Source organism: Desulfomicrobium orale DSM 12838, assembly GCF_001553625.1.
GTDB classification, from domain to species: domain Bacteria; phylum Desulfobacterota; class Desulfovibrionia; order Desulfovibrionales; family Desulfomicrobiaceae; genus Desulfomicrobium; species Desulfomicrobium orale.
This window is the reverse complement of the sequence record NZ_CP014230.1, coordinates 310,475-336,161: the sequence shown is the minus strand read 5'-3', so window position 1 is coordinate 336,161 and position 25,687 is coordinate 310,475. Positions and strand designations below refer to the sequence as shown.

Annotated in this window: 28 protein-coding genes; 17 read left to right on the top strand and 11 right to left on the bottom strand. The window is 62.9% G+C overall.

The window, feature by feature from the left end; genetic code table 11:
* The first annotated feature begins 236 nt into the window (after positions 1-236).
* Entirely contained in the window at positions 237-506 is a 270-nt protein-coding gene (locus AXF15_RS01540) for an RNA recognition motif domain-containing protein (protein ID WP_066602380.1), read from the top strand.
* 161 nt (positions 507-667) lie between these two features.
* On the opposite strand, the gene AXF15_RS01535 is transcribed toward AXF15_RS01540, so the two are convergent.
* The 4 genes from AXF15_RS01535 to AXF15_RS01515 form a co-directional block, all read right to left on the bottom strand.
* Positions 668-1,936 carry an MFS transporter gene (locus AXF15_RS01535; protein WP_066602378.1) on the bottom strand — a complete coding sequence of 423 codons (1,269 nt, stop codon included), beginning with the start codon at positions 1,934-1,936 and terminating at the stop codon, positions 668-670.
* Positions 1,937-2,176: 240 nt separating this feature from the next.
* Positions 2,177-3,367 (bottom strand): DEAD/DEAH box helicase, encoded by a 1,191-nt coding sequence (locus tag AXF15_RS01525; RefSeq protein ID WP_169793563.1) that lies wholly within the window; start codon positions 3,365-3,367, stop codon positions 2,177-2,179.
* On the bottom strand, positions 3,364-4,131 hold the full coding sequence (locus AXF15_RS01520) for a tRNA threonylcarbamoyladenosine dehydratase (RefSeq protein WP_066602364.1): 768 nt from the start codon (positions 4,129-4,131) through the stop codon (positions 3,364-3,366). Before AXF15_RS01520 ends, AXF15_RS01525 begins: the two co-directional genes overlap by 4 nt.
* Entirely contained in the window at positions 4,128-4,934 is an 807-nt protein-coding gene (locus AXF15_RS01515; protein ID WP_066602362.1) for a TatD family hydrolase, read from the bottom strand. The genes AXF15_RS01520 and AXF15_RS01515 overlap by 4 nt, the downstream gene beginning before the upstream one ends.
* Positions 4,935-5,006: 72 nt before the next feature.
* On the opposite strand from AXF15_RS01515, the gene AXF15_RS01510 reads away from it, so the two are divergent.
* Positions 5,007-5,699, top strand: a complete 693-nt coding sequence (locus AXF15_RS01510; protein WP_066602360.1) for an SIR2 family NAD-dependent protein deacylase — start codon at positions 5,007-5,009, stop codon at positions 5,697-5,699.
* 156 nt (positions 5,700-5,855) lie between these two features.
* On the opposite strand, the gene AXF15_RS01505 is transcribed toward AXF15_RS01510, so the two are convergent.
* Together AXF15_RS01505 and AXF15_RS01500 are read right to left on the bottom strand one after the other, a co-directional pair.
* Positions 5,856-6,101 carry a yippee-like protein gene (locus AXF15_RS01505; RefSeq protein WP_066602359.1) on the bottom strand — a complete coding sequence of 82 codons (246 nt, stop codon included), beginning with the start codon at positions 6,099-6,101 and terminating at the stop codon, positions 5,856-5,858.
* A 26-nt stretch (positions 6,102-6,127) separates the two neighbouring features.
* Positions 6,128-8,242: a DUF3536 domain-containing protein gene (locus AXF15_RS01500; RefSeq protein ID WP_066602356.1), complete on the bottom strand. Its 2,115-nt coding sequence runs from the start codon at positions 8,240-8,242 to the stop codon at positions 6,128-6,130.
* A 223-nt stretch (positions 8,243-8,465) separates the two neighbouring features.
* Between AXF15_RS01500 and rdgC the strand changes: the two genes are divergently transcribed.
* A complete protein-coding gene (rdgC, locus tag AXF15_RS01495) occupies positions 8,466-9,095 on the top strand; it encodes a recombination-associated protein RdgC (RefSeq protein WP_083517791.1) in 630 nt (209 codons plus the stop codon).
* Positions 9,092-9,622, top strand: coding sequence for a hypothetical protein (locus AXF15_RS01490; RefSeq protein ID WP_236884794.1), 531 nt, complete (start codon positions 9,092-9,094; stop codon positions 9,620-9,622). Before rdgC ends, AXF15_RS01490 begins: the two co-directional genes overlap by 4 nt.
* A gap of 60 nt (positions 9,623-9,682) precedes the next feature.
* Here the strand turns inward: AXF15_RS01490 and AXF15_RS01485 are convergent, their stop codons facing one another.
* Complete coding sequence (locus AXF15_RS01485; RefSeq protein ID WP_066602350.1) at positions 9,683-10,225, bottom strand: PilZ domain-containing protein; 543 nt, start codon at positions 10,223-10,225, stop codon at positions 9,683-9,685.
* Between the two features lie 160 nt (positions 10,226-10,385).
* Between AXF15_RS01485 and AXF15_RS01480 the strand changes: the two genes are divergently transcribed.
* From AXF15_RS01480 to pgm, 11 genes are all read left to right on the top strand, one after another.
* Entirely contained in the window at positions 10,386-11,441 is a 1,056-nt protein-coding gene (locus AXF15_RS01480; RefSeq protein WP_083518069.1) for a BMP family ABC transporter substrate-binding protein, read from the top strand.
* A 5-nt stretch (positions 11,442-11,446) separates the two neighbouring features.
* A complete protein-coding gene (locus tag AXF15_RS01475; protein WP_066602345.1) occupies positions 11,447-12,505 on the top strand; it encodes an ABC transporter permease in 1,059 nt (352 codons plus the stop codon).
* Complete coding sequence (locus tag AXF15_RS01470; RefSeq protein ID WP_066602342.1) at positions 12,502-13,422, top strand: ABC transporter permease; 921 nt, start codon at positions 12,502-12,504, stop codon at positions 13,420-13,422. Before AXF15_RS01475 ends, AXF15_RS01470 begins: the two co-directional genes overlap by 4 nt.
* A 9-nt stretch (positions 13,423-13,431) precedes the next feature.
* Positions 13,432-13,917, top strand: coding sequence for a xanthine phosphoribosyltransferase (gene gpt, locus AXF15_RS01465; protein WP_066602339.1), 486 nt, complete (start codon positions 13,432-13,434; stop codon positions 13,915-13,917).
* A 2-nt stretch (positions 13,918-13,919) separates the two neighbouring features.
* On the top strand, positions 13,920-15,410 hold the full coding sequence (locus AXF15_RS01460) for an ABC transporter ATP-binding protein (RefSeq protein WP_066602337.1): 1,491 nt from the start codon (positions 13,920-13,922) through the stop codon (positions 15,408-15,410).
* Positions 15,411-15,495: 85 nt separating this feature from the next.
* On the top strand, positions 15,496-16,173 hold the full coding sequence (locus AXF15_RS01455) for a class I SAM-dependent methyltransferase (RefSeq protein WP_066608534.1): 678 nt from the start codon (positions 15,496-15,498) through the stop codon (positions 16,171-16,173).
* 67 nt (positions 16,174-16,240) lie between these two features.
* The gene (gene nikR / locus AXF15_RS01450; RefSeq protein ID WP_066602331.1) at positions 16,241-16,660 is read left to right on the top strand and encodes a nickel-responsive transcriptional regulator NikR; all 420 of its coding nucleotides are present in this window, start codon (positions 16,241-16,243) and stop codon (positions 16,658-16,660) included.
* A complete protein-coding gene (gene folE2 / locus AXF15_RS01445) occupies positions 16,660-17,430 on the top strand; it encodes a GTP cyclohydrolase FolE2 (RefSeq protein WP_066602329.1) in 771 nt (256 codons plus the stop codon). The genes nikR and folE2 overlap by 1 nt, the downstream gene beginning before the upstream one ends.
* 155 nt (positions 17,431-17,585) lie before the next feature.
* Positions 17,586-18,128 (top strand): flagellar basal body protein, encoded by a 543-nt coding sequence (locus AXF15_RS01440; protein ID WP_066602328.1) that lies wholly within the window; start codon positions 17,586-17,588, stop codon positions 18,126-18,128.
* A gap of 198 nt (positions 18,129-18,326) precedes the next feature.
* On the top strand, positions 18,327-19,706 hold the full coding sequence (locus AXF15_RS01435; protein ID WP_066602325.1) for a response regulator: 1,380 nt from the start codon (positions 18,327-18,329) through the stop codon (positions 19,704-19,706).
* Positions 19,707-19,721: 15 nt separating this feature from the next.
* Positions 19,722-21,359: a phosphoglucomutase (alpha-D-glucose-1,6-bisphosphate-dependent) gene (gene pgm, locus AXF15_RS01430; protein WP_066602324.1), complete on the top strand. Its 1,638-nt coding sequence runs from the start codon at positions 19,722-19,724 to the stop codon at positions 21,357-21,359.
* Between the two features lie 41 nt (positions 21,360-21,400).
* On the opposite strand, the gene hypB is transcribed toward pgm, so the two are convergent.
* The 4 genes from hypB to AXF15_RS01410 are packed head-to-tail and all read right to left on the bottom strand — an operon-like array spanning position 21,401 to position 24,392.
* Complete coding sequence (gene hypB / locus AXF15_RS01425; protein ID WP_066602322.1) at positions 21,401-22,057, bottom strand: hydrogenase nickel incorporation protein HypB; 657 nt, start codon at positions 22,055-22,057, stop codon at positions 21,401-21,403.
* A 23-nt stretch (positions 22,058-22,080) separates the two neighbouring features.
* On the bottom strand, positions 22,081-22,434 hold the full coding sequence (locus tag AXF15_RS01420) for a hydrogenase maturation nickel metallochaperone HypA/HybF (protein ID WP_066602321.1): 354 nt from the start codon (positions 22,432-22,434) through the stop codon (positions 22,081-22,083).
* 12 nt (positions 22,435-22,446) lie between these two features.
* Positions 22,447-22,779: a hypothetical protein gene (locus AXF15_RS01415; RefSeq protein ID WP_066602319.1), complete on the bottom strand. Its 333-nt coding sequence runs from the start codon at positions 22,777-22,779 to the stop codon at positions 22,447-22,449.
* Positions 22,780-22,790: 11 nt separating this feature from the next.
* Positions 22,791-24,392, bottom strand: a complete 1,602-nt coding sequence (locus tag AXF15_RS01410) for a LysM peptidoglycan-binding domain-containing protein (protein ID WP_169793562.1) — start codon at positions 24,390-24,392, stop codon at positions 22,791-22,793.
* 206 nt (positions 24,393-24,598) lie between these two features.
* On the opposite strand from AXF15_RS01410, the gene AXF15_RS01405 reads away from it, so the two are divergent.
* A complete protein-coding gene (locus AXF15_RS01405) occupies positions 24,599-25,252 on the top strand; it encodes a CBS domain-containing protein (RefSeq protein WP_066602314.1) in 654 nt (217 codons plus the stop codon).
* Between the two features lie 141 nt (positions 25,253-25,393).
* Positions 25,394-25,675 (top strand): helix-turn-helix domain-containing protein, encoded by a 282-nt coding sequence (locus AXF15_RS14790; RefSeq protein ID WP_151192248.1) that lies wholly within the window; start codon positions 25,394-25,396, stop codon positions 25,673-25,675.
* The last annotated feature ends 12 nt before the right edge of the window (positions 25,676-25,687 follow it).

Sequence of the window (25,687 nt, the reverse complement as noted above, 5' to 3'; positions counted from 1 at the left end):
CTGCGTGGTACCCTGCTCCTGCATTAAAGAACTCGTGCATAGATACTATGCGAACGAATAAAACCTTGCGTCTCTGTGTGGAAGAACGTACAAACCCGAGCCATGTATCAGTTGCAGAAGTGCGGGTTGATACGAGGCGTGAGGGGACGGGACAGGAGCTGACCCGTGAGGTGACGGAGACCATGGGAAGGCCCGTCCCGGGTTGTTCAGTTTTTTTAAGGAGATGAGTGTTGATTATGGCGAAGAACATTTATGTTGGAAATCTGCCCTGGAGTGCTACCGAACAGGATGTGGAGACTCTGTTTGCCACCTATGGGCGGGTTACGAGTGTCAAACTGATTTCTGACCGTGAGACCGGCCGGGCCCGTGGCTTTGGTTTTGTTGAAATGGAAAGCGGTGCGGACGAGGCCATTGCAGCATTGGACGGCTCCGAATATGGCGGGCGTTCCCTGAAGGTCAATGAAGCCCGTCCCCGTCCCGAACGGGACCGCTCCCCCAGATGGTAATACTCTGATTTACCATGCATATTCTTTAAGGAAAGGCTCTCGAAAACGAGAGCCTTTCCTTTGGTGCCTCAGGAGACCGGGATACTCTTTTCGTCGGTCCTGAAGAGAACAGCCTTTCAGAGCCGGCGTTGGGAAAACCCCTTCGTCGGTATCTTTTTTGGTCAGGACTTTTCAGGTTTTGTCGTCAGCGGCAGGCTCGACGCGAAGAGCATGGACGTCACGAACGCGCTCAGAGCGAAAACGATGGAGTAGGTGTAACTTCCGGAGACATCCTTCAGATATCCGCCGATGAACGATCCGGCAAAGGGCCCGATTCCCATGACGATAAGCGTGGCCAGCCCCCATATTCTGCCCAGGGTGGCCCGGCCGTACACCGCGCCGGCGTATCCGACCACACCGCCGGGGACCACGGCCCAGTACATGGCGAAAACCACGCACGACAGGGCGCCGAGAATACTGCTCTCCGGAGTCTGCATGAGCAGCAGCGTGCAGGCTGCGACGCCGGTCAGAGGACCGAAGATGAGCATCTTTTTCCGGCCCGATGCTTCGCTTGTCGAGCGCTGCACCACTTTATCCGCCACGACGCCCATTATGGGCATGGAAAAAATGCCGACTATGCCGATGATGATGTACAGATGAGCGGCGGACTCCAGCGGCATGCCGAGATCCGTGTGCCAGTAGCTGACCGCCTGGGTCCAGATCATGAACTCCCCCAGAACGCTGGTCAGAAAAGTCAGTATCACGCCCCAGATCGGGTAGGTCGTAAAAGCTTCCCGGATGCTCCAGACGTGCTGGGGCGTGCCGCCTGCGCCGGGCATCCCGCCAAAGGGCTCCATGCCGTACCGTTCCGGCGGTTTTCTGGCCAGGAGCGCGGCAACAGCCAGACAGATCAGGGTCAGGCCGCCGAGCATCTGCATGGCGTCGCGCCAGGCGTCTCCTTCCGATCCGGCGAGGGCCTGCTTCACGAAAAGATTCATTATCACCTGAGAAATGGGCGCTCCGGTGAAGGCGATGCCGAACATCTTCGAGTAGGAAAGCCCCACATACCATCTGCGCACGGAAATGACGGACGAGACCCAGAGCATGCCAGTGGCCGTGCCGGTCAGGATGCCGTATGCGGCGTAATAGGCGTAGAGGCTGTGCGCGTTGCTGGTCACATAGAAGCCCGCCCCGCCGAGGATGGCTCCCAGAAAATACGCGGGCCGGGTGCCCCACTTGTCGAGTATCAGGCCGCTGCCGAAAGCCGCGAGGGCATAGCAGGTCATCATGAAGGAATATCCCAGCGTGACCTGAGCCTGCGTCCAGCCCATGTCGGCGCTCATGGGCACCTTGAGGATGGCGAAGGTCGCGCGGCAGCCGAACAGACAGAACAGGGCCAGCCAGGATGCGGCGATAACCGACCAGCCGTAAAATTTTTTCGTGTCGTTCATTGTGTCTGCCTCGCACCTGCTTTTATTGATTGTCCGCAGCCGGGACAGCCCGGTTCATAAGGATTTCGGGCCGCCAAAAATCGGTCCGGTCGGAATTTTCCCGGCCGGACCGCCTGTCGCAGATCGTCTGAAATATTTCAATATGCTGACGCCGCCGCATTTCCGTCCGCCGGAGATTTCGGCTCCCGCATTGAGTGGTGCGGATGTCCGGGCCCTGTCCGCGCATTTGTATGCCGACAGTCAGGGATGCTTTGGCCAGGGCGGCTTTGTCGGCCCCGCAGGCCGCGTCCGTTCCCGGCCGGAAGGGGCGGCCGCCAGCGTGCCGCGCGCCAGACGCACCTCCTCCAGCGATATGCCCAGCTCCCCGGCATACCGCCTGGCCAGACGGGTTTCGGGTCCGGCCAGCAGGGAGACGACCAGACCTTCCCGCCCGGCGCGGCCCGTGCGGCCGGCCCGGTGCAGATAGTCCCGGCTCTGGCTCGGGGCGTCCAGATTGATGATCAGATCCACCCCGGCAATGTCCAGTCCCCGCGCGGCGATATCCGATGCGATGAGCACCCGCGCCTCGCCCTTGCGAAAGCGTTCCAGGGCGGCCTGCCGGGCCAGCTTGTCCCGTGCGCCGTGCAGATCGACAGCGGGCAGGCCGTGATAGTTCAGGCGTTCGGCCACGCGTTCGGCGGTACTGCCGCGATGGACGAAGATCAGGGTCCGGGACGCTTCCAGACCGCGTACGATTTTGCGCGCCCAGTCGATTTTCTCCCGTTCTTCGCAGACCAGATAGACGTGCCGGATGGCCGGATTGATCCGTTCTTCCCGTACCTTGAGAAGCTCCATGTCGGGGGCCAGTTCGCGGGCCGCCTTGACCGCGCCCGGCCCTTCCGTGGCCGAGACGAAGATGTGGCATGGCGCTTTTTCCGGAGCAGCGGCAATGCGGCGGATATGGGCCATGCCTTCTTCCGCCAGCAGGCGGTCGGCCTCGTCGAAAATCATCCACCGCACGCGGCGCGGATTCAGCTTTCCGAGTTCCATCAGATGCGCGATCCGCCCGGCCGAGCCTATGACCATGTGCGGTTTTTTCCTGAGTCCCTCGATCTGCCGGGACACGGCCACCCCGCCGATGAGCGGCTGGATGCGCGTGCCCAGGCCCGATTCCCGCACAAGCTCCGAGGCCACGCGGTAAATCTGCATGGCCAGCTCATGAGTGGGGGCCAGAACGACGGCCTGAATATCCGGTCTTTCCGGCTCGATCCGGGACAGGACGGGCAGGAGATAGGCCAGGGTCTTGCCGGAACCGGTGCGCGAGACGATCCAGCCCGGCCGGCCTTGCAGAAGAGCGGGGATGGTCAGTTCCTGTACTGGCAGGGGCGTTATGCCGCGCTTTTCCAGAGTCTGGGCCAGGGCGGGCAATATGCTCAGTTCGTCAAAAGTCATGCTTTTCTCCATTCCTCGTCCCGGCCCAGCAGCAGACGTATGGTTTCTCCGGCCACATGCAGGCCGAACATGCCCGTCAGATAGGAGATGGAGCCGATGGGCGCGCGCGGCCGCCCCGGCCGGTTCTGTTCCGGGGCTTCCTCCAGCACGGGGGCGTTTTTGTTCTGGGCCTGCTCCACGGAAAACACGCAGCGTACGCCGGAAGAGATGTTGCGGTGACGCAGGCGTTTGCGGATGATCTGAGCCAGCGGACACATGAAGGATTTGGAAATGTCGGCAGTACGGATGCGGGAAGGGTCCAGTTTGGCCGCCGCGCCCATGCTGGACACCACCGGCAGGCCCATGCTGCGGGCCGCCACGATCAGGTTCACCTTGGAATTGACGCCGTCGATGGCGTCCACCACCACGTCGAACCCGGGAGAGAGAAGCGCCGCCGCGTTGTCGCCGTTCACGAATTCCACACGGGCGTCCACCCGGCAGAACGGACTGATGTCCATGATCCGTTCGCGGGCCACATGGACCTTGAACCTGCCCACGGTGGATTCCAGAGCCAGCAGCTGGCGGTTGATGTTGGAGCGGCTCACGGTGTCATGATCGAACAGGGTAAGGCCGCCCACTCCGGCCCTGGCCAGACTTTCCACCACGTAGGAACCCACTGCGCCCAGACCGAACACGGCCACCGTGGCGGCCTGCAGGCGGTCTAGTTCCTCCTTGCCGATGAGTTGCAGGGTGCGGGCAAAGCGCGTCAGGGCATCGGTGTTCATCGGCCGTCCTCTCCGTCGCAGGCGAAAAAACGGCGGGCGTTGGCCGCCGTGTACCGGGCCAGTTCCCTGGGATCCTCGCCGCGCAGACCAGCCAGGGTTTCCACCACGAGGGGCAGGTAGGCCGGTTCGTTGCGCTCGAAAGGTACGCCGGGCGGCGCGATGGCCGGACTGTCGGATTCCACCAGCAGACGGTCGGGAGAGATACGTATGCAGGCCGTACGGGCCTTGCGGTTGGCCGGGCGGGTGATGGACGCGCACACGGAGATGTGAAAGCCGAGCTTTTCGAACACCGGGACCATCTCGTGGGAACCGGCATAGGCATGGAGCATCATGCGCGGCGGCCGCTCGGGCATGCCCCGGATCAGATCCGCCAGACGGCCGAAGGCCTTGCGGCAGTGGATGCTCACGGGGCGGGCGTATTTTGCGGCCAGGGCCATCTGGGCCAGGAATACGCGCTCCTGTTCGGCGTCGTTGCGTTCGGACAGGGCGTTGTCCAGGCCGACTTCCCCCACGGCCACGGGTTGCGCGGCCACCAGTTCCTCCAGACGGTCCAGCCAGTGCGGCGAACGTCCGGCCACATACCACGGATGCAGTCCCAGAGAGACATGCACGTCCTCGTGGGTGCGGCCAAGGCCGAGCACGTAGTCCCAGTCATCCTCGCCGGTGCCGTTGCAGCACATCAGGGTCACTCCGGCCGCCCTGGCCCGGATCAGGGCCGGAGCCAGGGCGTGGCGCAGAAAGCCGTCCTGCAGATGGCAGTGCGCGTCCACGAGACCGGTGTACGCCCCGTTGTCCGGATTCATGAAAACTCCATTGTTTTTCCTTTTGCCGCGTGGTTCCGGTCTGTGCTACCGGGGCCGGAAAGAGGAATCGTCATGGGAAAAAAGCATGTTGTGGCGCTGACCGGGGCGGGAATCAGCGCCGAGAGCGGTCTGTCCACTTTCCGGGATAAAGACGGCCTGTGGAGCAAATTCCGCGTGGAAGACGTGGCCACGCCTCAGGCCTTTGCCCGCAATCCCGGCCGGGTGCTGGAATTTTACAACCAGCGCCGCGCCCGGCTGCGGGACGCTCGCCCCAACGAGGCCCATACGGCCCTTGCCCGGCTGGAGCAAGGGTATCGGGTGAGTGTCGTCACCCAGAACGTAGACGACCTGCACGAGCGGGCCGGGTCGTCCAGCATTCTGCATCTGCACGGGCAGCTCAGGCTGGCGTGCAGCATACTGGACCCGGACTACGTGGTGGACATCGGCTATGAGTCCATCGCCCTGGGGGACCTCTGCCCCGGGGGCGGGCAGCTGCGTCCGGCCATCGTCTGGTTCGGCGAGCCCGTGCCCATGATGGACCGCGCCCGCGAGATCGTGGCCTCGGCGGATGTGCTCATGGTCATCGGCACGTCTCTGGCCGTGTACCCGGCCGCCTTTCTGGCCCATGAGGCTCCGTCCGGCGCGTCCGTTCTGGTTGTCGATCCGAAAGCCGAGCCCGGCCGGGTGCCCGGTGCGGTCATCCATCGGGAAAAGGCCGCCCGGTGCGTGCCCCGGCTGGTGGAAGAACTGCTGCAAGAGAGGTGAACGGTGGAAAATCTGCTGTACGTATTGCTTTTTGTGGCCGTCTGGGCGGTCCTGGTCAGGATCGTCTTTCCCAGACTCGGCATTCACGGCTGAGATCCGGAACCCAGAAGCTGCGGTTCGCAGCCCGAAGAGCGCCCGGAAAACCATGACGACCGCTCATGACGGGGACAGCTCGGTCACGATGAGCCCCGCGAAGCCGGAGGTTCGGTCCCGGAACTCCCAGCCCAGATGCGTGCCGCACCCCGCGCACAGAGCGAATCTCCAGGCGTAGCCGGGAAACCAGGTGAAGGCTTCAGTGAATTCTCCTTCAAAACGGCAGCCCGGCGCGGCGTGATCCGACCCGGCTGGAGCCGGATCGTGGCCGGGGCTCTTCCGGAACAGGAAATGGCGCGGCGCGTCCATGGGTTTTCCGGTGGATGTACGTCCTCTCAGCCGGGCCGGACGGCCAGACCCAGAAGCTGGCACAATTCCGCATGCACATCCCGGCCGGGCAGGGCCATGACCATGTTCTGGACCCTCCAGAACCAGGCCCGCAGGCCGAGCTTGCGGGCCCGTACAATGAGCCCGCTCAGCTGTCTGGCGCTCCGGGGCAGCTCCTTGCCCAGCCGCACGCCGCGGGCTTCGGTTTCGCGGTCGAGCACGGCGCGCATGTCCTCGTTTTTCTCCAGACTTTCCCGCAGCCAGACGATCATGTCCTCGGGCAGCTCCGTTTCGCCGGACAGCCAGTTCCAGGCCAGACCGGGCAGGAGCAGGGCCAGCTTTTTCCGGGCGCGGTCTTCGGAAAAGCTGTGCAGGAACGGATTCAGATCCTGGGCCAGCCGTGCGGAGTGGCGCAATAGCCCGGCTTCGCCTTCGGCGCACAGACGCAGGCTCAGCTCGGCGGCGTGGCGGTCCGGCAGCGGCTCCGCTTCCGAAACGCTTGTCCGGATTTTTTCTTCCTCCAGCGTGGCGGGCCAGAATGCCTGAAGTGTCCGCTCCGGACCCTCGTCCCATACTTGCAGGCGCAGGCCGGGCCAGGCGGTTTCGTGCGGACCGCCGGACGGGAGGTAGCGCGCCAGACTCCGCAGGGAAGGACGGCGCGGGGTGACCACGGTCTTCCACAGAGTGGCTCCGTCCCAGTCGTCGCGGGCGTTGGACTGCGCCTCGGACAGGATGCGCACGAAGCCGTCCTCCACGTCGGGTCCGCCGGAGGCGCGCAGCAGATCGAGAGCCCGCCGGGCGGCGGTCAGGGCGTTGAGGGGCTCCAGGCGCGAAATGTCGTCGAAAAACCAGGCGCAGCTGGCGAAGCTGGCCAGTGCCAGACGCTGCATGAGCAGCAGGCGGCAGGCGTCGGTTTTTTCCGCGCCGTCCAGCTTCTTCCGGCCGTGGCGGTCCAGAAAGGATTCCAGATCTTCTGTTCCGGCCAGAGTCAGGCCGTATTCCCGCAGGGCCAGATTCGGATCGGTGAAAAACTCCGCGCCGCGCCGGAAAAAATGTTCATCCGCGTAATACTTCAGATAATTGAGGCTGCGGCGCAGGGGCCGCCTCCAGTCCTGGGTCCAGTCCGGATGTCCGCCGTCGGAGCATCCGCAGTGTGTTTCCCACCGTTCCAGACCGTGGGCGCAGCTCCAGGACGTGTTTTCGTGCAGGACGGCTTCGTGGTCGGCCGGGTGCGCCGCCAGGTACGCGGCATAATTGGTCAGGGTCAGGTTGTCGCGTCCCTGCCGGGCCTGGTCCACCACATAGGCCAGGGCCATTTCTCCGAAGGGAAAATGGTGACCGTAGGATTCGCCGTCCGTGGCGATGTTCCGCAGACCGCCGGAAAAGGCCGCCGCCAGTTTGTTCCAGAAGTTCTCCCCGTTTTCCAGCAGCCGCTCGAAGGCCACGGCCTGGGATGTGGGGCCGTGGTAGAAAAACACGGTTATGGACTTGCCTTGGGACAGGCGGACCAGATAGGGCCGCGTGGTGTCGAGGGTATCGGCGGAAACGGGGCGGAATCCGGTTTCCCCGGGGCCGCGTACGGAGGCCGCCTGCCGGGGAGCCAGGATGGTGAAGGCTATTCCGGCGTCAGCCAGCGCCTCCAGGGTGGGCAGATCCACGGCGGTTTCAGCCAGCCACATGCCTTCGGGATCGCGGCTGAAGCGCTGCCTGAAATCCTGAACGGCCCACAGCACTTCCAGGGTTTTGTCCAGTTCCGTGGCCAGCGGCATGATGGGATGATGATAGACCTGGGCCAGAGCGTTGCCGTGTCCCCAGCGGTTCAGGCTCTCGGCGTCCGCCGCCAGAATGCGGGCATAGGTTTCGGGCGCGTGCCGCTCCATCCAGGACAGGAGCGTCGGCCCGAAATTGAAGCTCATCCAGGCGTAGCAATTGATCATCTCCCGGATCAGGCCCTGACTGTCCAGCCTGCGCGCCACGCCGAGGGGCGCGTAGCACTGCCGGGTGATGCGCGCATTCCAGTCGTGGTCCGGCGCGGCCCCGCTTTCGGGCAGGATATCCTCGATCCAGGGATCGAGGCGCGGGGGCTGGTAAAAGTGGCCGTGGATGCACAGAAATCTGTTCATGGATGGCTCCGGGTACGGAATTTTCGCGGGATGCCGCCTCGCGCATCGCCGGACGGGGACGGAAAATTGCTAACAACGGGGTGGGCGGCGCGTCAAAGTGCAATTTAGAGCGGTTCGGGAAATGACATTCTAAGAAACGGACGAACGGCCGGGCCGCTGCGGCAAGCGGCGGCTTCAGGCAAGAATATGCGGATGCGGCAGTACCGCCGCCAGGGAGGATGTTTTGGGATTCATGTCGGCAAGCGTGGGCCTGACCCGCTATCGCATTGTGGAAAAGGACATCGACCCGTCCCTGTGGACGGAAATAGAAGACCGGCTGAAAAGGCGGGCCTTCCGGGACATCGATGCCAGCGCCGAGGAGCGCAGTTTCGGCTGGGTGTCCTTCGACAACATGCTCGATCCGGAATTCGCGCTCTGTCCGCCGGAAAAGGGGCCGTATCTGGCCTTCACCCTCCGTCTGGACACCAGAAGGGTGCCTCCGGCGGTGATGAAGAAGCATGTGGCCGTGGCCCTGAACGAGGCGTTGCAGGCCATGCGCGAACAGGGCCGCAAGTTTCTGACCAAAGAGCAGAAAACGGAAATCCGGGAGCAGGTGGCGCTGCGGCTGCGGGCGCGGACCCTGCCCATCCCGGCCTGCTTCGACGTGATCTGGGACACGGACCGCGGACAGGTCTGGATCGCCTCCACCCAGTCCAGGCTGACGGAACTGTTCGAGGAACTTTTCACCCAGACCTTTGGTCTGCATCTGGAACCCATGACGCCCTATTTTCAGGCTCTGGCCGCTCTGGGCGAAGACGGCCGCGCCGCGCTGGACGCCCTGGAACCCACCATTTTCGCCGGAGAGAACGTATGATGGAGCTTGATCTTGAACACGCCGAAACCGTGAGTCTGGCCTTGGGTCAGGAATTTCTGACCTGGCTGTGGTTTGCCAGCGAAACGCAGAACGGTTTGTTCCGTACGGCTGACGGCGAGGTGTTTTCTCTGCTGGTGGAGCAGAAGGTGTCCGTGCAGGGCGGCGAGGGCGAAGCCCGCGAGACGGCCGTGTGCAGCGGCCCCATGGCCGAGCTGCGCGAAGCCCGGATGGGGCTGCGCACGGGCAAGAAGGTGAACAAGGCCAAGCTGCGCATCGAAAAGGATGAGGCTGGCTGGCAGGTGCTCGTCGATGCGGCCGGCTTCACTCTCCAGGGGCTCAAAACGCCCAAGGTGGACATGCGTCTGGAGGAAGGCGAGGAGCCCGACGCCCGGATTCTGGAAAAAATCTACCTGCTGGAAAAATGCATGGGCTATGTGGACGCGGTTTTTGCCCGTTTCGTGAGCCTGCGCTTCGGCCCGGACTGGGAAGCCGAAAGGCGGCGGGTCTGGGCCTGGATGCGGGAGTGACCGCCGGACGGGCCGTGTTTCCGGACTGAATGGGCGTACCGTTTTTTGCGGCCGCGCTCCTCAGGACAGATAGCCGAGCAGGGTCTGATAGCTGTCCGGGTCGGCGTCGTGGAAAACAGCCCCGATCTGAAGGACGTCAGACGCCGGAGCCGCCCAGGATATCTGGCAGTGGATGGTCACGGGGCGTCTGCCCCTCGGCAGAGAGAAAACCACGTCGAACTGCCGCCCCGGACTGAACTCGCCGGGATCGGCCTCGCCGGACAGAGCCAGACTGACGCCGCCCAGGGACAAGGAGGTGATTCTCGCCGCCAGAGGCGCGCCCGAGCCCCGTTCCACCAGGGCCGGGATGTTTTCGTTCTGGCGCGAGAATTTCCGCCTGTCCTGGTCCAGAATTTTCTGGGCCGCCGGCGAATTCAGGTATTCGTCCAGCACGGCATCGATGAACCCGGACAGGGTGGTGCCGTTCTGCGCGGCCATTTTTTTCAGGGACGCGCTCAACCGGACGGTGGTCCGGAAGCTGATCATGGTGTCTTTGGGCATGGGCGCTCCATGGCGGGTTTTCTGGGCCGGAATGCCCGGCTTGTTCGGTTTTTTTGCCGTCATGTCAACGCGCCGCGCGTTTTCCGCTCCGGGGCGCGTCCGCTCCCGCCTGCGGCTGTTGCCAGCGAGTGGAGGATGGATTAGGCTGCTTCCTTTGCTGCGGCAACCTTTCCGGACCGTTTCTGTCCGCGTCCGGCAACTATTCCGTAACGGAGGAAGGATGATGCGAACGTCTGCGTTTTTGACCCTTGCGGTGCTTCTGATGCTGGGCGCTCCCTGTTTCGCCGGGGATATGAAGGTCGGATTCGTCTATGTGTCGCCGGTGGGGGATGCCGGGTACTCCTATGCTCACGATCAGGGCCGTCTGGCCGTGGAAGCCATGGACGGGGTGAGCACGTCCTTTGTGGAATCCGTGGCCGAGGGCCAGGATTCCGAACGGGTCATTCTGAATATGGCCCGCAAAGGTTATTCCGTCATTTTCGGCACCAGCTACGGGTACATGGACCCCATGCTGAAAGTGGCCAAGGATTTTCCCGATGTGAAATTCCTGCACTGTTCCGGTTACAAAAACGGGCCGAACATGGCCAATTATTTTGGCCGCATTTATCAGGCCCGCTACCTGACGGGCATGGTGGCCGCGTCCATGACCAAATCCGGAAAGCTGGGCTACGTGGCCGCTTTCCCCATTCCCGAAGTCATCCGGGGCATCAACGCCTTCACCCTGGGCGCCCAGTCCGTCAGGCCGGACGCGGAAGTGCGCGTGGTCTGGACCAAGACCTGGTACGATCCGGCCACGGAAAAAGAAGCGGCCAAATCCCTGCTGGACGTAGGCTGCGACGTCATCGCCCAGCATCAGGATTCTCCCGGTCCGCAGGAAGCGGCCCAGGAACGCGGCGTCTATTCCGTGGGCTACAATTCGGACATGAAGGCCTTTGCGCCCAAGTCCCACCTGACCGCCGCCGTCTGGAACTGGGCGCCGTTCTATACGGAAATGGTGCAGCAGATCAAAGACGGCTCGTGGAAGAGCGGCTCCTACTGGCACGGCCTGGACAAGGGCATTGTGGACATCGCCCCCTTCGGCGACATGGTGCCTGAAGATGTGCGCGCCGCGGTCCTCGCCAGAAAGGCGGACATCGCTTCGGGCGCGTACAAGGTCTTCAGCGGCCCCATCGCTGACCAGACCGGCGCGGAAAAGGTTCCGGCCGGAGCGGTCATGACGGATGAAGAACTGCTCGGCTTCAACTGGTTCGTGAAAGGCGTCGTGGGCACTCTGCAGTAGGCCGCATGCCCGTGTTTCGCGTCATCAAACGGCAGGAGCCTCTGGGTTGGGGCTCCTGCTTTGTTTTTTTTCTGGCTCTGTTCCTGGCCCTGACCGCGAGCGGCGCGCTGCTGGCCATGCAGGGTAAGCCCGCGCTGGATGGCCTGTGGCTTCTGGCCGAAAGCGCCTTCGGCTCTCGGCATGCTCTGGAAGATTGTCTGATCAAGGCCGTGCCCATTTTTCTGTGTTCCGTGGGCGTGGGACTGACGTTTCGTCTGCAAATCTGGAACATCGGCGCGGAAGGGCAGTTCGCCCTGGGCGCTGTGGGCGCGACCTGGGCCGCCCTGACTTTTCCGGGCTGGCCGTGGTATCTGCTGCTGCCGTTCATGCTGTTTTGCGCTTCTCTGGCGGGGGCCCTGTGGGCGGCCGTCCCGGCCGTGCTGCGTCTGTCCCTGCGCGCCAATGAGATCATCGTCAGTCTCATGCTCAACTATGTGGGCATTCTGATGCTCGAATATCTGGTTTACGGCCCGTGGAAGGATCCGGGCAGTTTCGGCTTTCCCATGACCAGCGAGTTCGCGGCCGGAGCCGTGGTCGGGCGCATTCCCGGCACCCGACTTAACTGGGGGCTTGCGCTGTGTCTGCTGGCCGGAGCGGGTATGAGTGTGTTCCTGCGCTACACCCGGCTGGGCTACGAACTGCGGGCCTGCGGGGAGAACGCCCGTGCCGCCCGCTACGCCCGCATGCCGTACGCCTTTCTGGTGATGCTGGTCATGACCGTGAGCGGCGCTCTGGCGGGCTGGGCCGGATTTCTGGAGTCCTCGGCCATTCTGGGGCGGCTGCAACCGACCATCATGTCCGGCTACGGATACACGGCCATCGTGGTGGCCTGGCTTGCGCATCTGAATCCCTTTTACATCGCCGTGGCCTCCTTTCTGCTGGCGGGTCTGCGCGTGGGCATGGAGAGTCTGCAGCTGGATATGCAGGTCCCGGCGGCCTTCGGCGGAATCATGGAAGGGCTCGTGCTGCTCGCGGTGCTGGCCGGAGGATTTTTCTCCCGCTACCGGCTTCGGAGGCGGCCATGACACCGGAAATTTTTCTGTCCCTTCTGGCCGCTACGGTGCAGTCGGGCACGCCCATCCTTTACGCCACCCTGGGTGAAATACTGACCGAAAAGGGCGGCATCCTGAATCTGGGTGTGGAGGGCATCATGCTGGTGGGCGCTCTGGCCGCCTTTCTGACGGCCCTGCATACGGGCTCGCCGACGCTGGCCTTCGCGGCCGGGGGCCTGGCCGGAGCCCTGCTGGCCGCCGTGCACGGCGTGATCTGCATCTGGTTTCTGGGCAACCAGATCGTCTCGGGCCTGGCTCTGACCATCCTCGGCGCGGGCCTGTCCGGGTTTTTTGGTACGCCCTACATCGGCCGCACCGCCCCCGGTTTCGACAAGTTCTCTCTGCCCCTGCTCGGCGACATCCCCGTTCTCGGTCCTGTTTTTTTTCAGCAGGACACCCTGGTTTATGTCTCGTTTCTGCTGCCGCCGTTCATGTGGGCCTTTTTCCGGTACACCCGCTGGGGTCTGGCCGTGACCGCAAGCGGGGAGTGCCCGGCCGCGGGCCGCGCCGCCGGTCTGAACATGGCCGCGTACCGCTGGGGCTCCCTGCTCGGTGGCGGCGTTCTGGTGGGCTTTGGCGGCGCATATCTGAGCCTGGCCTACACGCACCTGTGGACCAACGGACTGACTTCGGGCCGGGGCTGGATCGCCGTGGCCCTGGTTATTTTCGCCTTCTGGCGGCCTCAGCGGGCCGTCATCGGGGCCTATCTTTTCGGCGGCGTCATGGCCTTTCAGCTGCGTCTTCAGGCCATGGGGACGGCGGTGCCGTCGTCCATTCTGCTCATGCTGCCCTATGTCCTGACCGTCGCGGCCCTGGCCTTTTCTTCCCGGCGCAGCCGGAGGACCGCCGCACCGGCCGCCCTGGGCATCAATGTCGAACCTTCCGAATAGGACTCTGCCATGACTGAAAACAGATACCAGCGCACCTATCCCATTTCCTGGGACCAGCTGCATCGCGACGCCAAGGCCCTGTCCTGGCGTCTTCTGGACAAGGACTTCTTCAACGGCATCATCGCCGTGACCCGTGGCGGGCTGGTGCCTGCGGCCATCATCGCCAGGGAGCTGGATATCCGGCTGGTGGATACGGTCTGCGTGGCCAGCTACGACTGGCAGGACCAGAAGGGCGAGGTGAAGCTCCTCAAGGGGGTGAACGGCGACGGCGAGGGCTGGCTCATCATCGACGATCTGGTGGACACAGGGCGGACGGCCAGACTCATCCGGGAGCTTCTGCCCAAGGCGCATTTCGCCTCCATCTACGCCAAGCCCGCCGGGCGGCCTCTGGTGGACACCTATGTGACCGAGGTCAGCCAGGACACGTGGATTCTCTTCCCCTGGGATACGGAATCGCAGTTCGTGCAGCCTCTGGCCGGGCGGCGGCAGGGATAGCCGTGACCGTGGCTCCGGCGGCGGTGGCCCTGCGGGGCATCACCAAGGTTTTCGGGTCGGTGCGGGCCAACGGGGAGATCAGCCTGGATATCCATCCGGGGCGGATCAAGGCCCTGCTCGGCGAGAACGGCGCGGGCAAGAGCACCCTTATGTCCATTCTGGCCGGGCATTACCGCCCTGACGCGGGAGAAATCCTGGTGGATGGCGAGCCCCGCGTGTTCCGCTCCACCCGCGACGCCATCCGGGCGGGCATCGGCATGGTCTATCAGCACTTCATGCTGGTGGAGGCCATGACCGTGGCCGAAAACGTTTTTCTGGGCCAGGAGCCCGGGTTTTTCATCTCCCCGGCGGATTTGGAGAAGCGTGTACGCGAGCTGGCGGAGTCGTACGGTCTGGAGGTGGACCCCGCCGCGCGCGTGGCCGATCTGTCCATGGGCGAGCGGCAACGGGTGGAAATCCTGCGTCTGCTGGAACGCCGCAGCCGGGTGCTCATTTTCGACGAACCCACGGCCGTGCTCACGCCCCAGGAGGGCGAACAGCTTTTCCAGGCCCTGCGGAACATGGTCGCCCAGGGCAAGGCCATCGTCTATATTTCCCACAAACTGCACGAGGTCATGGCTCTGGCCGACGAGGTGGCCATTCTGCGCAAGGGACAGGTGGTGGACGAAGTCGCGGCCGCCGATGTCCGTTCCCAGGCCGATCTGGCCCGGCGCATGGTGGGCCGGGAAGTGCTCCTCGATGTACGCCGCAAGCCCCGAGAGCCGCGCCAGAACGTGCTGCGTCTGGAGGATGTGCATGCCGGGATGCTGCGCGGCGTGTCTTTGTCCCTGCGCCAGGGGGAAATCCTGGCTGTGGTCGGCGTGGCGGGCAACGGTCAGCGCGATCTGGCCGAAACCGTCTGCGGGCTGCGCCGTCCGGACGCGGGCGAGGCCGTCGTGCTGGGCAGGTCCTGGTCCGCGTTTTTCGCCGATCCGCCTTGGCAGGGAGGGCTGAGCTACATCCCCGAGGATCGCATGGGGCTGGCCGTGTGCCGGAACATGGACTTGGTGGACAATTTCCTGCTCACCACCCGCCAGGGCTATGCCTCTTCCGTGTGGCTGAAGCGCGCGGAGGCCCGCACCGCCGCCAGAAGCCTGATCACGCAGTTTCATGTTTCTCCCCCCGACGAGTCCTGCCGGGCCTGGCAGCTTTCGGGCGGGAATCTTCAGAAAATGGTGCTGGCCCGGGAGTTCCACCGTCGGCCCCGGCTCATTGTGGCGGAACAGCCCACTCAGGGACTGGACGTGTCGGCCATCGAGGAAGTCTGGAAGACTCTGCTGGCCGCCCGGGAGGAAGCGGGCATTCTGCTCATCACCGGCGACCTGTCCGAGGCCCTGACCCTGGCCGACCGTATCGCAGTCATGTTCGAGGGCCGTGTTGTGGATGTCTTCCCGGCGGAGGACAGGGTCAAAACCGGTAATATCGGCCTGATGATGGCGGGCGCGAAGGCGTAGGAACGGATGTTCCATTATTTTGGAAGATGCTGCGCCCTGTCCGGCCGGAGAAGGTCTTTCCCGGACATGCCTGGGGCGGTTCTCCGTGGAAAATAACGCGCCGGGAAAAAGTTTCCAGCGGCTGCGGGTTCAGGCCGCCGGGCGGAACTGGAGCCTGGCGCGTCCGGCGGATCTGGAGTCCCTCTGGCAGCAAATGGATGACAGCGACCCTGGGACCGAAGACAATATCCCCTACTGGGTGGAACTGTGGCCCGCGACCGTGGCCCTGTGCGGCTGGCTGGCCGGGCGGGATCTGTCCGGCCGGGTCTGTCTGGATCTGGGCTGCGGCCTGGGGCTGTCCGTTCTGGTAGCGTCCGTGCTCGGTGCGCGCGTGGTGGGCATGGACCACCAGCACGAGGCGCTTTGTTTCGCGGCTCTGAATGCGCGGGAAAACGCGGTGTCTTCGCCGCTGTGGCTCTGCGCCGACTGGAACCGTCCGGCCCTTGCCGCCGGAGTCTTCGATCATATCTGGGGCGGAGATGTCTTCTACGAGCAGCGTTTTTTCGAGCCGCTGGAGAAACTGCTGCTGCGCTGCCTGAAACCCGATGGCCGGGCCTGGTTCGCGGATCCGGAGCGGACCGTTTCCCGCGATGTCTGGAGCAGGTTCGCCCGCAGGGGCTGGAAAGTGGCGGACCGGGGGCACGAACGGGTGCCCTCGGATCAGACCACCGTGGCCGTCACCCTCTGGGAGCTGTCCCGGCCCCGCCTTCGGCCTTCAGCCTGACTCTGGAGCCGGGCAGGGTTTGCGGCGTTGTCCCGAATAACCGGCGAAGAGCCGCAAGGAGGAATGCATGGGGGAAACAATACGCTTCGGAGTATCGCTGGATTCGGATCTGCTGGAGAAATTCGACGCCCTGTGCGAGGAGCGCTGCTACCAGACCCGGTCCGAAGCCATCCGCGACCTTATCCGCAACACTTTGGTGCAGAAGGAATGGGAGAATCCCGGCAAGGAGATGGTCGGCACCCTGACTCTGGTCTATGACCATCACCAGTCGGATCTGGCCCAGAAAATAACCGAAATCCAGCATGCCGCCCTGGATGTCATCGTCACGTCCCTGCATATCCATCTGGATCACCACAACTGCCTGGAAGTGCTGGTTTTGCGCGGCCCGGGCGAGACCATAAAAGCCACGGCCGAGCGCCTCATGTCCACCAAGGGGGTCAAGCACGGCAAGATCAGTCTGGCCACCACCGGGCAGGATCTTTCCTGATGCGCGACGTGCAGAGCGGCCCGGCCGACGTTCCCCTGCGCATCGACCGCGTGGGCGTGAAAAGCCTGAGCATTCCCCTGACCGTGCGCGACAGGGCCAGGGGGGAGCAGCGGACCGTGGCCCGCGTGGATCTGAGCGTGGACCTTCCGGCCCGGTTCAAAGGCACGCACATGAGCCGCTTTCTGGAGGCCCTGCGGGGCATGGACACTCTGGACATGCCCGGCTGCACGCGGCTGCTGCACGACCTGCGGGACCGCCTGCAGGCCCGCAGTGCGCACCTGTGCTTTCAGTTCTCCTACTTTCTGGAACACCGGGCCCCGGCCACGGGCATTCCTGCCCTTGTGGACTATGCCTGCTTTTTGCGGGGCACCATGCGGGATGCGGAGGCGGAGCTGGCCCTGGGCGTGGAAGTGCCGGTCATGACCGTATGCCCCTGCTCCAAGGCCATTTCCCGAGAGGGTGCGCACAGCCAGCGGGCCATGATCCGCATGGAGGCCGGATGCTCCGGCATGCTCTGGCTGGAAGATCTCATCGACATCGGCCGGGAGTCGGGTTCTTCGCCGGTGTATGCCCTGCTCAAGCGCGAGGATGAAAAATTCGTGACCGAGGCGGCTTTTGCGGCTCCGGCATTCGTGGAAGATGTGGTCAGAAACGCGGCTTCCCGGCTGGCCGCGCATCCCAGAGTCCGGGGGTTCCGGGTGGAAGTGGAGTCGATGGAATCCATTCACAATCACAGCGCCTACGCCTGTATCGATCAGATGGACGGATAGGCCGCTGCGGACAGGCGGGGAATTTTGTCCGAATGGCGGCCGGAAGTCTTTTCCGTTTCCGCAATGAATAATGGCATACCGGTATCACGATACGTGTTTGACGGGATGGATAAGCAACGAGTAGGAAAACCGGTATTGAACCAGCGGAGGTCTTCATGACGCCGAACATTCAGGCTCTGCATGCCGTGGGTATGGCCCAGCGGGTTTCGGCCAACAACGTGGCCAATGTGAATACCGAAGGATTTCTGCCCAGCCGGGTGGATTTTGAAACCGGCCCCGATGGCGAGGGTGTGCGCGTGCAGCGCATTGTGCGGGAAGGCTCGCATGAAACACGGCAGCGGGAGCGCCGCCGTGAGGCTTTGCGTCGCGAGGAAAGGGAAGAACGCCACCTGGAAGAGGAAAAGGCCGTTGGCCGCCGCGTGCGGGAACGCCATGCGGAAGAAGGTCTGCGTCAGGCCGGAGAAAACCGCAGGCGGGAAGAGGCTCTTCGCGCCGAAGACGAGCGCATCCGCCGGGCCGACGAAGCCTATTTTGCGGAAAAGACCCTCCGGGAGGAGTGGCTGGCCGAAGCTTCGGCCACAGACTTGGCCGCGGAAATGGTCCGGATGATCGAAAACGAACAGGTTTTCGCGGCCAACGCTGTCGCCCTGCACACGCAGATGAACATGCAGGGCGTATTAATCGATACTCTGGTCTAGCCCGCTTTGCGTCGGCAATCTCTTTGTCTTTGTTTTCAATGAGGCGGTTTCTATGTATCCCTCTGGAAAAAGAGGATGGTATATGTGGCCGATACGCCGTCAACATGCAGAGGGTAGGAGTCCCTTGGCTTGTCTGAATATCGGACATGTCGCGATTTGGGCAAAATTTATTGACGATACGATCTGGTCGGAAAAAATATGGGTGGATTGAAATCTGCGTCCAGGCCGGAACAGGACGCCCACAGGACGGCCATTTCCAGCTACGCCACATCGGGCGGACGTTTCGCCGTATTGACGGATGACGGCATCTTTGCGGATCTGGTGGAGAGCGCTCTGTTCCGCATTCTGGGATCTTCCATCGCCATGTCCCGGTTTGCCTCGCTCGCCGATCTGCTCGCCGCGCTGCATCGGGACATGCATGCGGGATACATCGTTCTGCTGGACAGAAACGTGGCCGGAACCCGTGTGGATCAGGTGCTGGGGAGTATTCTGCGCGCCGGCTCCGGCATACGGATCATCATGGTGACGCAGGACGTGGATCAGTATTCCGCAGTACTTCTGGTGGAACACGGCGCACAAAACATCATCACCAAACCCGCTTCCATCACTTCCATCACCGAAAAACTGGCGTTCACCATCGGCCCCCAGGGGCGGTTCGGCAAACTTGTGGACAGAGGCAAAAGGCTTCTCGAGGCCGGATGCTGGGAGGAAGCCCTTCAGGTCGGCGACGAGGTTCTGGGCTGCAAGCCTTGCAGCGCCGCCGCATACATGCTTCGGGGCGACGCTTTCATGGGCCTTGGCATGCTGGAAAGAGCCGAAGTCATGTTCCTGCGGGCGGCGGAAAGCGAAAAATTGTATCTGGCCCCGCTTAAGCGCCTGGCCGAGCTGTACGAACAGACGGGAAGGGCGGACAAGCAGCTGGAGTATCTGCGCCGCCTGCACGCCATCAGTCCGCTCAATACCGAACGCATGCTGCGCATCGGCGAACTGGAGATCGAGCGGGGCGGCAGCGCCGCAGCCGGCGCGATGTTCGAAGACGCCCTTGATCTGGCCCGGCGGGAAGCGGCGGATCACGAGGCCGCCCTGTCCGGAAAAATTGCGGATATCTGCGCGGATTCCAACCCCGACATGGCTGTCCGCTACTCCAGAAAATCCCTGGCCCTCAGGCGGGGAGTGCTTTCGGCCAAGGACATCGCCACGGTCAACACTCTGGGCATCGTCCTGCGCAAACAGGGCAAATGGCGCGAGGCCATGGAAGAATACCAGCGTATTCTCGATGTGGCGCCGGACAATGCCGGTCTCATCTACAACATGGCGCTGGCGTGCAGCGAGGGCGGGGACATGGCTCAGGCCCACTCCTGGATGCTCAAGGCTCTGGATCTGGAGCCGGACCTGCCCGCTTCGTCGAAGAATGTGGCTTTCAACATAGGCATAATATTTCAGAAAGCGGGTTTCGACGGGGCGCCTTTTTTCCAGAAGGCCCACGAGCTGGACCCGGAGGACGAGCGGATACTGGAAGCTCTGAGGCGTGTTCAGCGCACCCAGCATCCGGCGGAAGGAGAGTCCGCGGATTCGTAGCCGCAAGGAGGAACAATGTCCGCACATCCCCTGGCCGGACAGGCCGTGCCCGAATCCCTGCGCATCAATGTGCCCCGGCTCGTGGCCGATTACTATACCGTGACGCCCGACCCCGCCGTGCCGGACCAGGTCGTGTCTTTCGGCACATCGGGGCATCGGGGCTCATCCTTCCGCGCGTCCTTCAACGAGGCCCACATTCTGGCCATCACCCGCGCCGTCTGCGAGTTCAGGCGGTCCAAAGGCATCGACGGGCCGCTTTTCGTGGGCATGGATTCCCACGCTCTGTCCGAACCGGCCATGCGTACGGTGTTGGAAGTGCTGGCCGCGGACGGCGTTTCGGCCCGATTTCAGAAAGGTTTCGGCTACACGCCGACGCCGGTCATTTCCCATGCCATTCTTACCCATAACAAGGGCCGGGCTTCGGGCCTTGCGGACGGCATGGTCATCACGCCGTCCCACAATCCGCCCGAGGACGGCGGCATCAAGTACAATCCGCCCCACGGCGGCCCCGCCGGAACGGACGTGACCGCCTGGATAGAGAAACGGGCCAACGAACTGCTGGCCTCTCCGGGGGCGATAGCGCGGGTGCCGCTGGCCAGAGCCCTGAAGCTGTGCGGGGAGCACGACTACATTGAACCCTATGTGCGGGACTTGGCGCAGGCCATCGACATGGAGGCCATTGCCCGCGCGGGCGTCCGCATCGGCGTGGACCCTCTGGGCGGGGCCGGACTGCCCTTCTGGGAGCCCATCGCCGGACTGTACGGCCTGGATATCAATGTGGCCAACGCGGCCGTGGACCCGGCCTTCATGTTCATGAGTCTGGACAAGGACGGCAAAATCCGCATGGATTGTTCCTCTTCCTCGGCCATGGCCAAGCTCATTGCCCTGAAGGACTCTTTTTCCGTGGCTTTTGCCAACGACCCCGACGCGGACCGGCACGGTATCGTCACGGCCCGGCACGGGCTCATGAACCCGAACCATTATCTGGCCGTGGCCATCGACTATCTGCTCGGACGCCGGCCCGGCTGGAACCGGGAGAGCCGGATCGGCAAGACCCTGGTCACCAGCTCCATGGTGGACCGGATCGCGGCCGCCCACGGCCGTGAGGTGCGTGAAGTGCCCGTCGGATTCAAATGGTTTGTGGACGATCTTTTGTCCGGAGCCTGCTGCTTCGGCGGCGAGGAGAGTGCCGGAGCATCTTTTCTGCGCCGGGACGGCGGGGTGTGGACCACGGACAAGGACGGCATTCTGTTGAATTTGCTGGCGGCGGAAATCACCGCCGTGACCGGCAAGGACCTGGGCGACATCTATCTGGAACTGGAGGCGCGGCACGGTTCGCCCTTGTACGAACGTCTTCAGGCTCCGGCCGGCAGGAAGCAGCGCGAGCTTCTGGCCAGCCTGACGCCCGGCCAGGTCCCTTCTTCGGAACTGGCCGGAGAGTCCATTCTGGCCAAGCTGACCCATGCGCCGGGAAACGGCGCGGCCATTGGCGGTCTGAAGGTGGTCACGGAGAACGGATGGTTTGCGGCGCGCCCTTCGGGTACCGAGGACATGTACAAGATTTATGTGGAGAGTTTCCGGGGCCGGGAGCATCTGGACCGGATCAAGGCCGAGGCCCAGGCCATGGTGGACGGAGTGCTTTCGGGAGCGTGACGGGCGCGGGGCCGGTGGATTTCCCGCGCTGTGCGAAGAATTCAGCGCAGCTTTCCGGCCCGCTCCCGGCGCAGCCAGTCGTACCATGCCCCCATGCCCTCTCCGGTGGCGGCCGAAAGGGGAAAGATTTCCATATCTTTGTTCAGAGCCCGGGCAAAGGCGCTGGCTTTTTCCACATCGAAACGGACATAGGGCAGCAGGTCGATCTTGTTCAGGATCATGACCCGCGATTCGGCGAAAATGAACGGATATTTTTCGGGTTTGTCGTCGCCCTCGGTCACGCTCAGAATGGTCACCTTGTAGTCCTCGCCCACGCTGAATTCCGCCGGGCAGACCAGATTGCCGACATTTTCCACCACCAGGATGTCGGTGCCCTCCAGACCGAGTTTTTGGCAGGCATCGCGCACCATATCGCTGTCCAGATGGCAGCCGCCATTGGTATTGATCTGCACGGCACGGGCCCCTGTGGCGGCCACGCGGCGGGCGTCGTTCTCGGTCTGGCAGTCGCCTTCGATGACCGCCATGGAAAATTCGTCCCGAAGGTCGGTCAGAGTGCGTTCCAGCAAGGTGGTCTTGCCCGATCCCGGAGAACTCATCAGGTTCAGGGCCAGAATGCCTCTGGCCGAAAAATCGGTGTTCAGTTCCGCGGCCACCTGGTCGTTGGCTTCAAGAATATCGCGCACCACATCCACTTTCATGTCTTTCTCCTCCGGCCGGCGGGCTATTCGGCCTCGATGTGTTCGATATACAGCTCCCGGCCGGCGATGATGGCATGTCCCGTCTCCGCGGCGCAGCACGGGCAGGGCATGCGGACCACCTCCTCTCTGGCCGGGGTGAATTCATGGCCGCACCGGCGGCAGCGGACCGCCATGGGCTTTTGCTCCAGTTCCATGACGGCTCCGGCCAGGGGGGTGCCGAGGGTCAGCACTTCGAAGGCCGTATCCAGAGCCTCGGGCACGATGGCCGAGAGCTGTCCGTACACCACCTTGACCTTGAGCAGTTTGTCCAGATTGTACTTGGCCATTTCTTCGGTGATGATTTTGATCAGGCTTTCGGCCACGGAAAGTTCGTGCATGGTGCGTCCTGATTACCGGGAGCGGGGTATTTCGGAGGCGTATGCCGTGTCCAGGGCGTTGTCCAGAGCGATGGCCGCCTGGCTCAGGTGCCCCCGGCCCAGGGTGCAGCGGAGCATCTTCCAGTCCTGACGGTCGATGATGTCGATGACGCCGCGCGCCGCCGGGCTCAGCATGGAGGGCAGGGCGTCCAGAACGGAATCGATGTCCACGAATCCGCCTTCATGGACGAAATCCAGCACATCGTCCTGAATTTCGCACTCGTATCCGCCAAGCAGCGCCATGCAGGCCCGGAGTTCCTCTTCGGTCAGACCGGCGAGATGGCCGTAGACGCCGAAAGCATGCATGCGGATCTCTGTCAGTTGGGCAGGACGAAGCAGGTGTATCCGGCCTGGGTGAGGATGGAAATCAGGGACTCGTCGCTGAAACGGCTGTCCAGCAGGATGATCTTGCCGCTCCCGGGGGACACAAGCCAGGCCGGGACCTGAACGGCCAGGCTTTTGGGGCCGGAGTACCATGCCGCCCTGGCCATGCCCTGATGCAGCATGTCCTTGCCTTGCAGCATGCGCAGCAGTTCGGCCAGATTCTGGGGCTCCCGGCCGTCCAGTTTTTTCAGGCGCATGGCCTGGAGCAGATCCGTGTGCGTGGCCACGGGGATGTAAACCGATCCCCTCGGGCGGGAGGGCAGGCGGGAGGGCTTGTTGTAGGCATCAAGCTCAATGACCTTTATCCGCCCCTGCGAGAGCACTTCAGGAAGACCCTGGGGCAGGGACGGTTCCGTGGGCGTCTGTCTGGGCCAGAGCATGTACACGGCCTTTTCGGAAAGCCGCCGTTCGATGACGACCATCTGCGGTCCTTTCAACGTGATGCTCATGCCGTCCTTGAACCGCACCAGATCCCGATCCTTGGCCCACAGCCGGAATGCCTGGGGATAGGTCTCGGTCAGTTTTTCCAGCACTTCCTGCAAGGACCAGTCGGGCGAAACGGGGCACACCCGCATGCCCAGAGCCTCGGCGTTGTCGATCCATTCTTGGTTTTTCGGGGTCAGGGCGAAAATGACCTTCTCGCCCCATGGAGTGTCGAAGATAGGGCTGTCGACCAGGTCAACATGCAGCCAGCCGCCCTTGGGCAGAGGATAGAGGGCTTCCTGTCCGGGGGTGAAGCGAAAGCGCATCTGCTCTAGAACCGAACGGACGAAAGGCAGTCCCGTGACGGGCTTTTTTTCTTCCTCTTTTTCCTCGGTGGCATTGACGGGTTTTTCCGCTGCCGGAGGCTTGGGCTTGACGGTCTGCACCGGCAGCTTGGCCTGGGCACCGGACGGAGCCGCGCCGTGTCCTCCATGGCCCTGGGCCGGGCCTCCTGGACCTGCCGTACCGCCGCCCGTGGCATTCGGGCTTCCCGTCCCATTTGCCCCGCCCGGTGAGCCACCTTGTCCCGCCGATACCGGCGCGGCCACGGCAGTCGCGTTGGCCGGAGCTTTGTCAGGTACTGCCGGAACAGCGGCGGCGGGCGCGGAGCCGGGCACGGGCAGAACGATTTCCTGACCTACACGCAATTTGTTGATGTCGGATATCTGGGGGTTCAGTTCGAGGAAAAGGCCCAGATAATCCTTGAAGATCAGTTCCTGCGGCACGCCTTCCCGTTTGAGTATGGATACCAGCGTATCACCGGACTTGACCGTGTAGGTTTTCTTCTTGGACTCCGGCGGGATGGCGGGGCGGATTTTCAGGGTGGCGGGAGGTTCGTCGGGGAGCTGCAGGGTCTGCCCAGGCCGGAGTTTGTTCAGATCCGTGATGTCGGGGTTGAGTTCCTTCACGACGGGAAGAAGTTCCCGGATTTCCTGTCTGGTGTACCCTTTTTCTTCGAGGATGCGGATCAGCCATTCGCCCTCGCGGACCGTATGCGTCTGTGGTTCGGGGCGTTTGGCCGTCTCGATGTTTTTCTCGAAAAAAAGACGCAAGGGTTTTTCCGCGAATCCCGGCCGGGTGGCGCTTGTCAGGAGGCCTGCAGCGAGAATAAGGAAAACCAAGCGTTTGGAAACCATGTATTGAGCCGGAAATTTTGTCACAAACTGGGGACTCTCCGGTTAATGGAAACCGGAGTCAAGCACAAGCATTTCGGGATTGTCCTCCAGATTCTGCGGATATTTTATCAAAGGAGTCAAGTATGTACGTTGGCCTTGCCATGCGGAAGCATGTTCCCACCATTACGTCTGAAACCCTGCTGACCAAAGCCGACCAGATGATGGAGGAGAACAAGCTGTGGATTCTGCTGGTGGTGGAGGACGGAATCCTGAAGGGCAGCGTTTCCAAGGAGGATGTCCGGTCCGCCCTGCCTTCCGGCGCGACCACGTTCAGCAGGCACGAGCTGAGCTATCTGCTGTCCAAGATGACGGTCAAAGATCTGATCCGGAGGGACATTCCCACCGTCACTCCGGAAATGGAAATCGAGGTCGCGGCCAGAATCATGTACGAGCGCCATCTGGACGGACTGGCCGTGGTGGACGGAAAAAGCCGCCTCAAGGGCTACATCAGCCGCAGAATCATGCTTTCCGTTCTGGTGGAAGGACTGGGGCTCGATCTAGGCGGCTGCCGCATCGCGGTGGAAGCCGAGGACCGCAAGGGAGTCATGGCCGAGATATGCGGAATTTTTTTCAACCGCGGCGTGAACATCCTGTCCACGGCGACCTTTTTCCACGACAGCAAACGAATGCTCATTTTCCGCATTCAGACGGACAACGGGCAGGACATGGAACAGGCGTTGCGCGAAGCCGGATACGCGATCGTCGGCCCGGAACGCTTCGAACGCGAGTGGGCGTAAGGTAACCGCTGCCGGGCCCCTTGCGCTCCTGACGGTATCGCAGGTTCCGGTAAATCCAGAGCCGTTCCATTTCCAGATCAAGCTGCCTGCGCCGGTTCCGGAAAATGGTCGCAGGATCTGTCACGGTAGTGGATTCTATTTGTGAATGCGCCACCCGCGAAGGGGAAGAAATGGGTAAAAGGACACAGCGAGATTCTGGCAGAGCTGGAAGCGCCAATCGTCACAGCCAGAAGAAGCCCGCCATGTCCCTATCCATCTTACCAGGAAGAACGCATCGGTATCGAAGTATTTGTGTCCATGGGCATGAGTTGCCGGGAAATCGCCAAGTGTCTTGATCGGAGTCATCCGAGCATATTTCGGGAACTGCGCCGTAACGCGCAAAAAGGGGCTATCGTGCCCAGGGTATGTTTGCAAACTTTATAATCAGGCTTGGTT

What these genes read in the sequence shown, in the direction of transcription:
- AXF15_RS01475 (WP_066602345.1), top strand. Translation starts at nt 11,447, where the DNA reads ATGCCCGTGTTTCGCGTCATCAAACGGCAGGAGCCTCTGGGTTGGGGC.
- AXF15_RS01480 (WP_083518069.1), top strand. Translation starts at nt 10,386, where the DNA reads ATGCGAACGTCTGCGTTTTTGACCCTTGCGGTGCTTCTGATGCTGGGC.
- AXF15_RS01490 (WP_236884794.1), top strand. Translation starts at nt 9,092, where the DNA reads ATGATGGAGCTTGATCTTGAACACGCCGAAACCGTGAGTCTGGCCTTG.
- pgm (WP_066602324.1), top strand. Translation starts at nt 19,722, where the DNA reads ATGTCCGCACATCCCCTGGCCGGACAGGCCGTGCCCGAATCCCTGCGC.
- AXF15_RS01440 (WP_066602328.1), top strand. Translation starts at nt 17,586, where the DNA reads ATGACGCCGAACATTCAGGCTCTGCATGCCGTGGGTATGGCCCAGCGG.
- AXF15_RS01415 (WP_066602319.1), bottom strand. Translation starts at nt 22,779, where the DNA reads ATGCATGCTTTCGGCGTCTACGGCCATCTCGCCGGTCTGACCGAAGAG.
- AXF15_RS01420 (WP_066602321.1), bottom strand. Translation starts at nt 22,434, where the DNA reads ATGCACGAACTTTCCGTGGCCGAAAGCCTGATCAAAATCATCACCGAA.
- folE2 (WP_066602329.1), top strand. Translation starts at nt 16,660, where the DNA reads ATGCGCGACGTGCAGAGCGGCCCGGCCGACGTTCCCCTGCGCATCGAC.
- AXF15_RS01515 (WP_066602362.1), bottom strand. Translation starts at nt 4,934, where the DNA reads ATGAATCCGGACAACGGGGCGTACACCGGTCTCGTGGACGCGCACTGC.
- gpt (WP_066602339.1), top strand. Translation starts at nt 13,432, where the DNA reads ATGACTGAAAACAGATACCAGCGCACCTATCCCATTTCCTGGGACCAG.
- AXF15_RS01535 (WP_066602378.1), bottom strand. Translation starts at nt 1,936, where the DNA reads ATGAACGACACGAAAAAATTTTACGGCTGGTCGGTTATCGCCGCATCC.
- AXF15_RS01505 (WP_066602359.1), bottom strand. Translation starts at nt 6,101, where the DNA reads ATGGACGCGCCGCGCCATTTCCTGTTCCGGAAGAGCCCCGGCCACGAT.
- AXF15_RS01520 (WP_066602364.1), bottom strand. Translation starts at nt 4,131, where the DNA reads ATGAACACCGATGCCCTGACGCGCTTTGCCCGCACCCTGCAACTCATC.
- AXF15_RS01485 (WP_066602350.1), bottom strand. Translation starts at nt 10,225, where the DNA reads ATGACGGCAAAAAAACCGAACAAGCCGGGCATTCCGGCCCAGAAAACC.
- AXF15_RS01405 (WP_066602314.1), top strand. Translation starts at nt 24,599, where the DNA reads ATGTACGTTGGCCTTGCCATGCGGAAGCATGTTCCCACCATTACGTCT.
- AXF15_RS01525 (WP_169793563.1), bottom strand. Translation starts at nt 3,367, where the DNA reads ATGACTTTTGACGAACTGAGCATATTGCCCGCCCTGGCCCAGACTCTG.
- AXF15_RS01470 (WP_066602342.1), top strand. Translation starts at nt 12,502, where the DNA reads ATGACACCGGAAATTTTTCTGTCCCTTCTGGCCGCTACGGTGCAGTCG.
- AXF15_RS01435 (WP_066602325.1), top strand. Translation starts at nt 18,327, where the DNA reads ATGGGTGGATTGAAATCTGCGTCCAGGCCGGAACAGGACGCCCACAGG.
- AXF15_RS01500 (WP_066602356.1), bottom strand. Translation starts at nt 8,242, where the DNA reads ATGAACAGATTTCTGTGCATCCACGGCCACTTTTACCAGCCCCCGCGC.
- nikR (WP_066602331.1), top strand. Translation starts at nt 16,241, where the DNA reads ATGGGGGAAACAATACGCTTCGGAGTATCGCTGGATTCGGATCTGCTG.
- AXF15_RS01510 (WP_066602360.1), top strand. Translation starts at nt 5,007, where the DNA reads ATGGGAAAAAAGCATGTTGTGGCGCTGACCGGGGCGGGAATCAGCGCC.
- hypB (WP_066602322.1), bottom strand. Translation starts at nt 22,057, where the DNA reads ATGAAAGTGGATGTGGTGCGCGATATTCTTGAAGCCAACGACCAGGTG.
- AXF15_RS01540 (WP_066602380.1), top strand. Translation starts at nt 237, where the DNA reads ATGGCGAAGAACATTTATGTTGGAAATCTGCCCTGGAGTGCTACCGAA.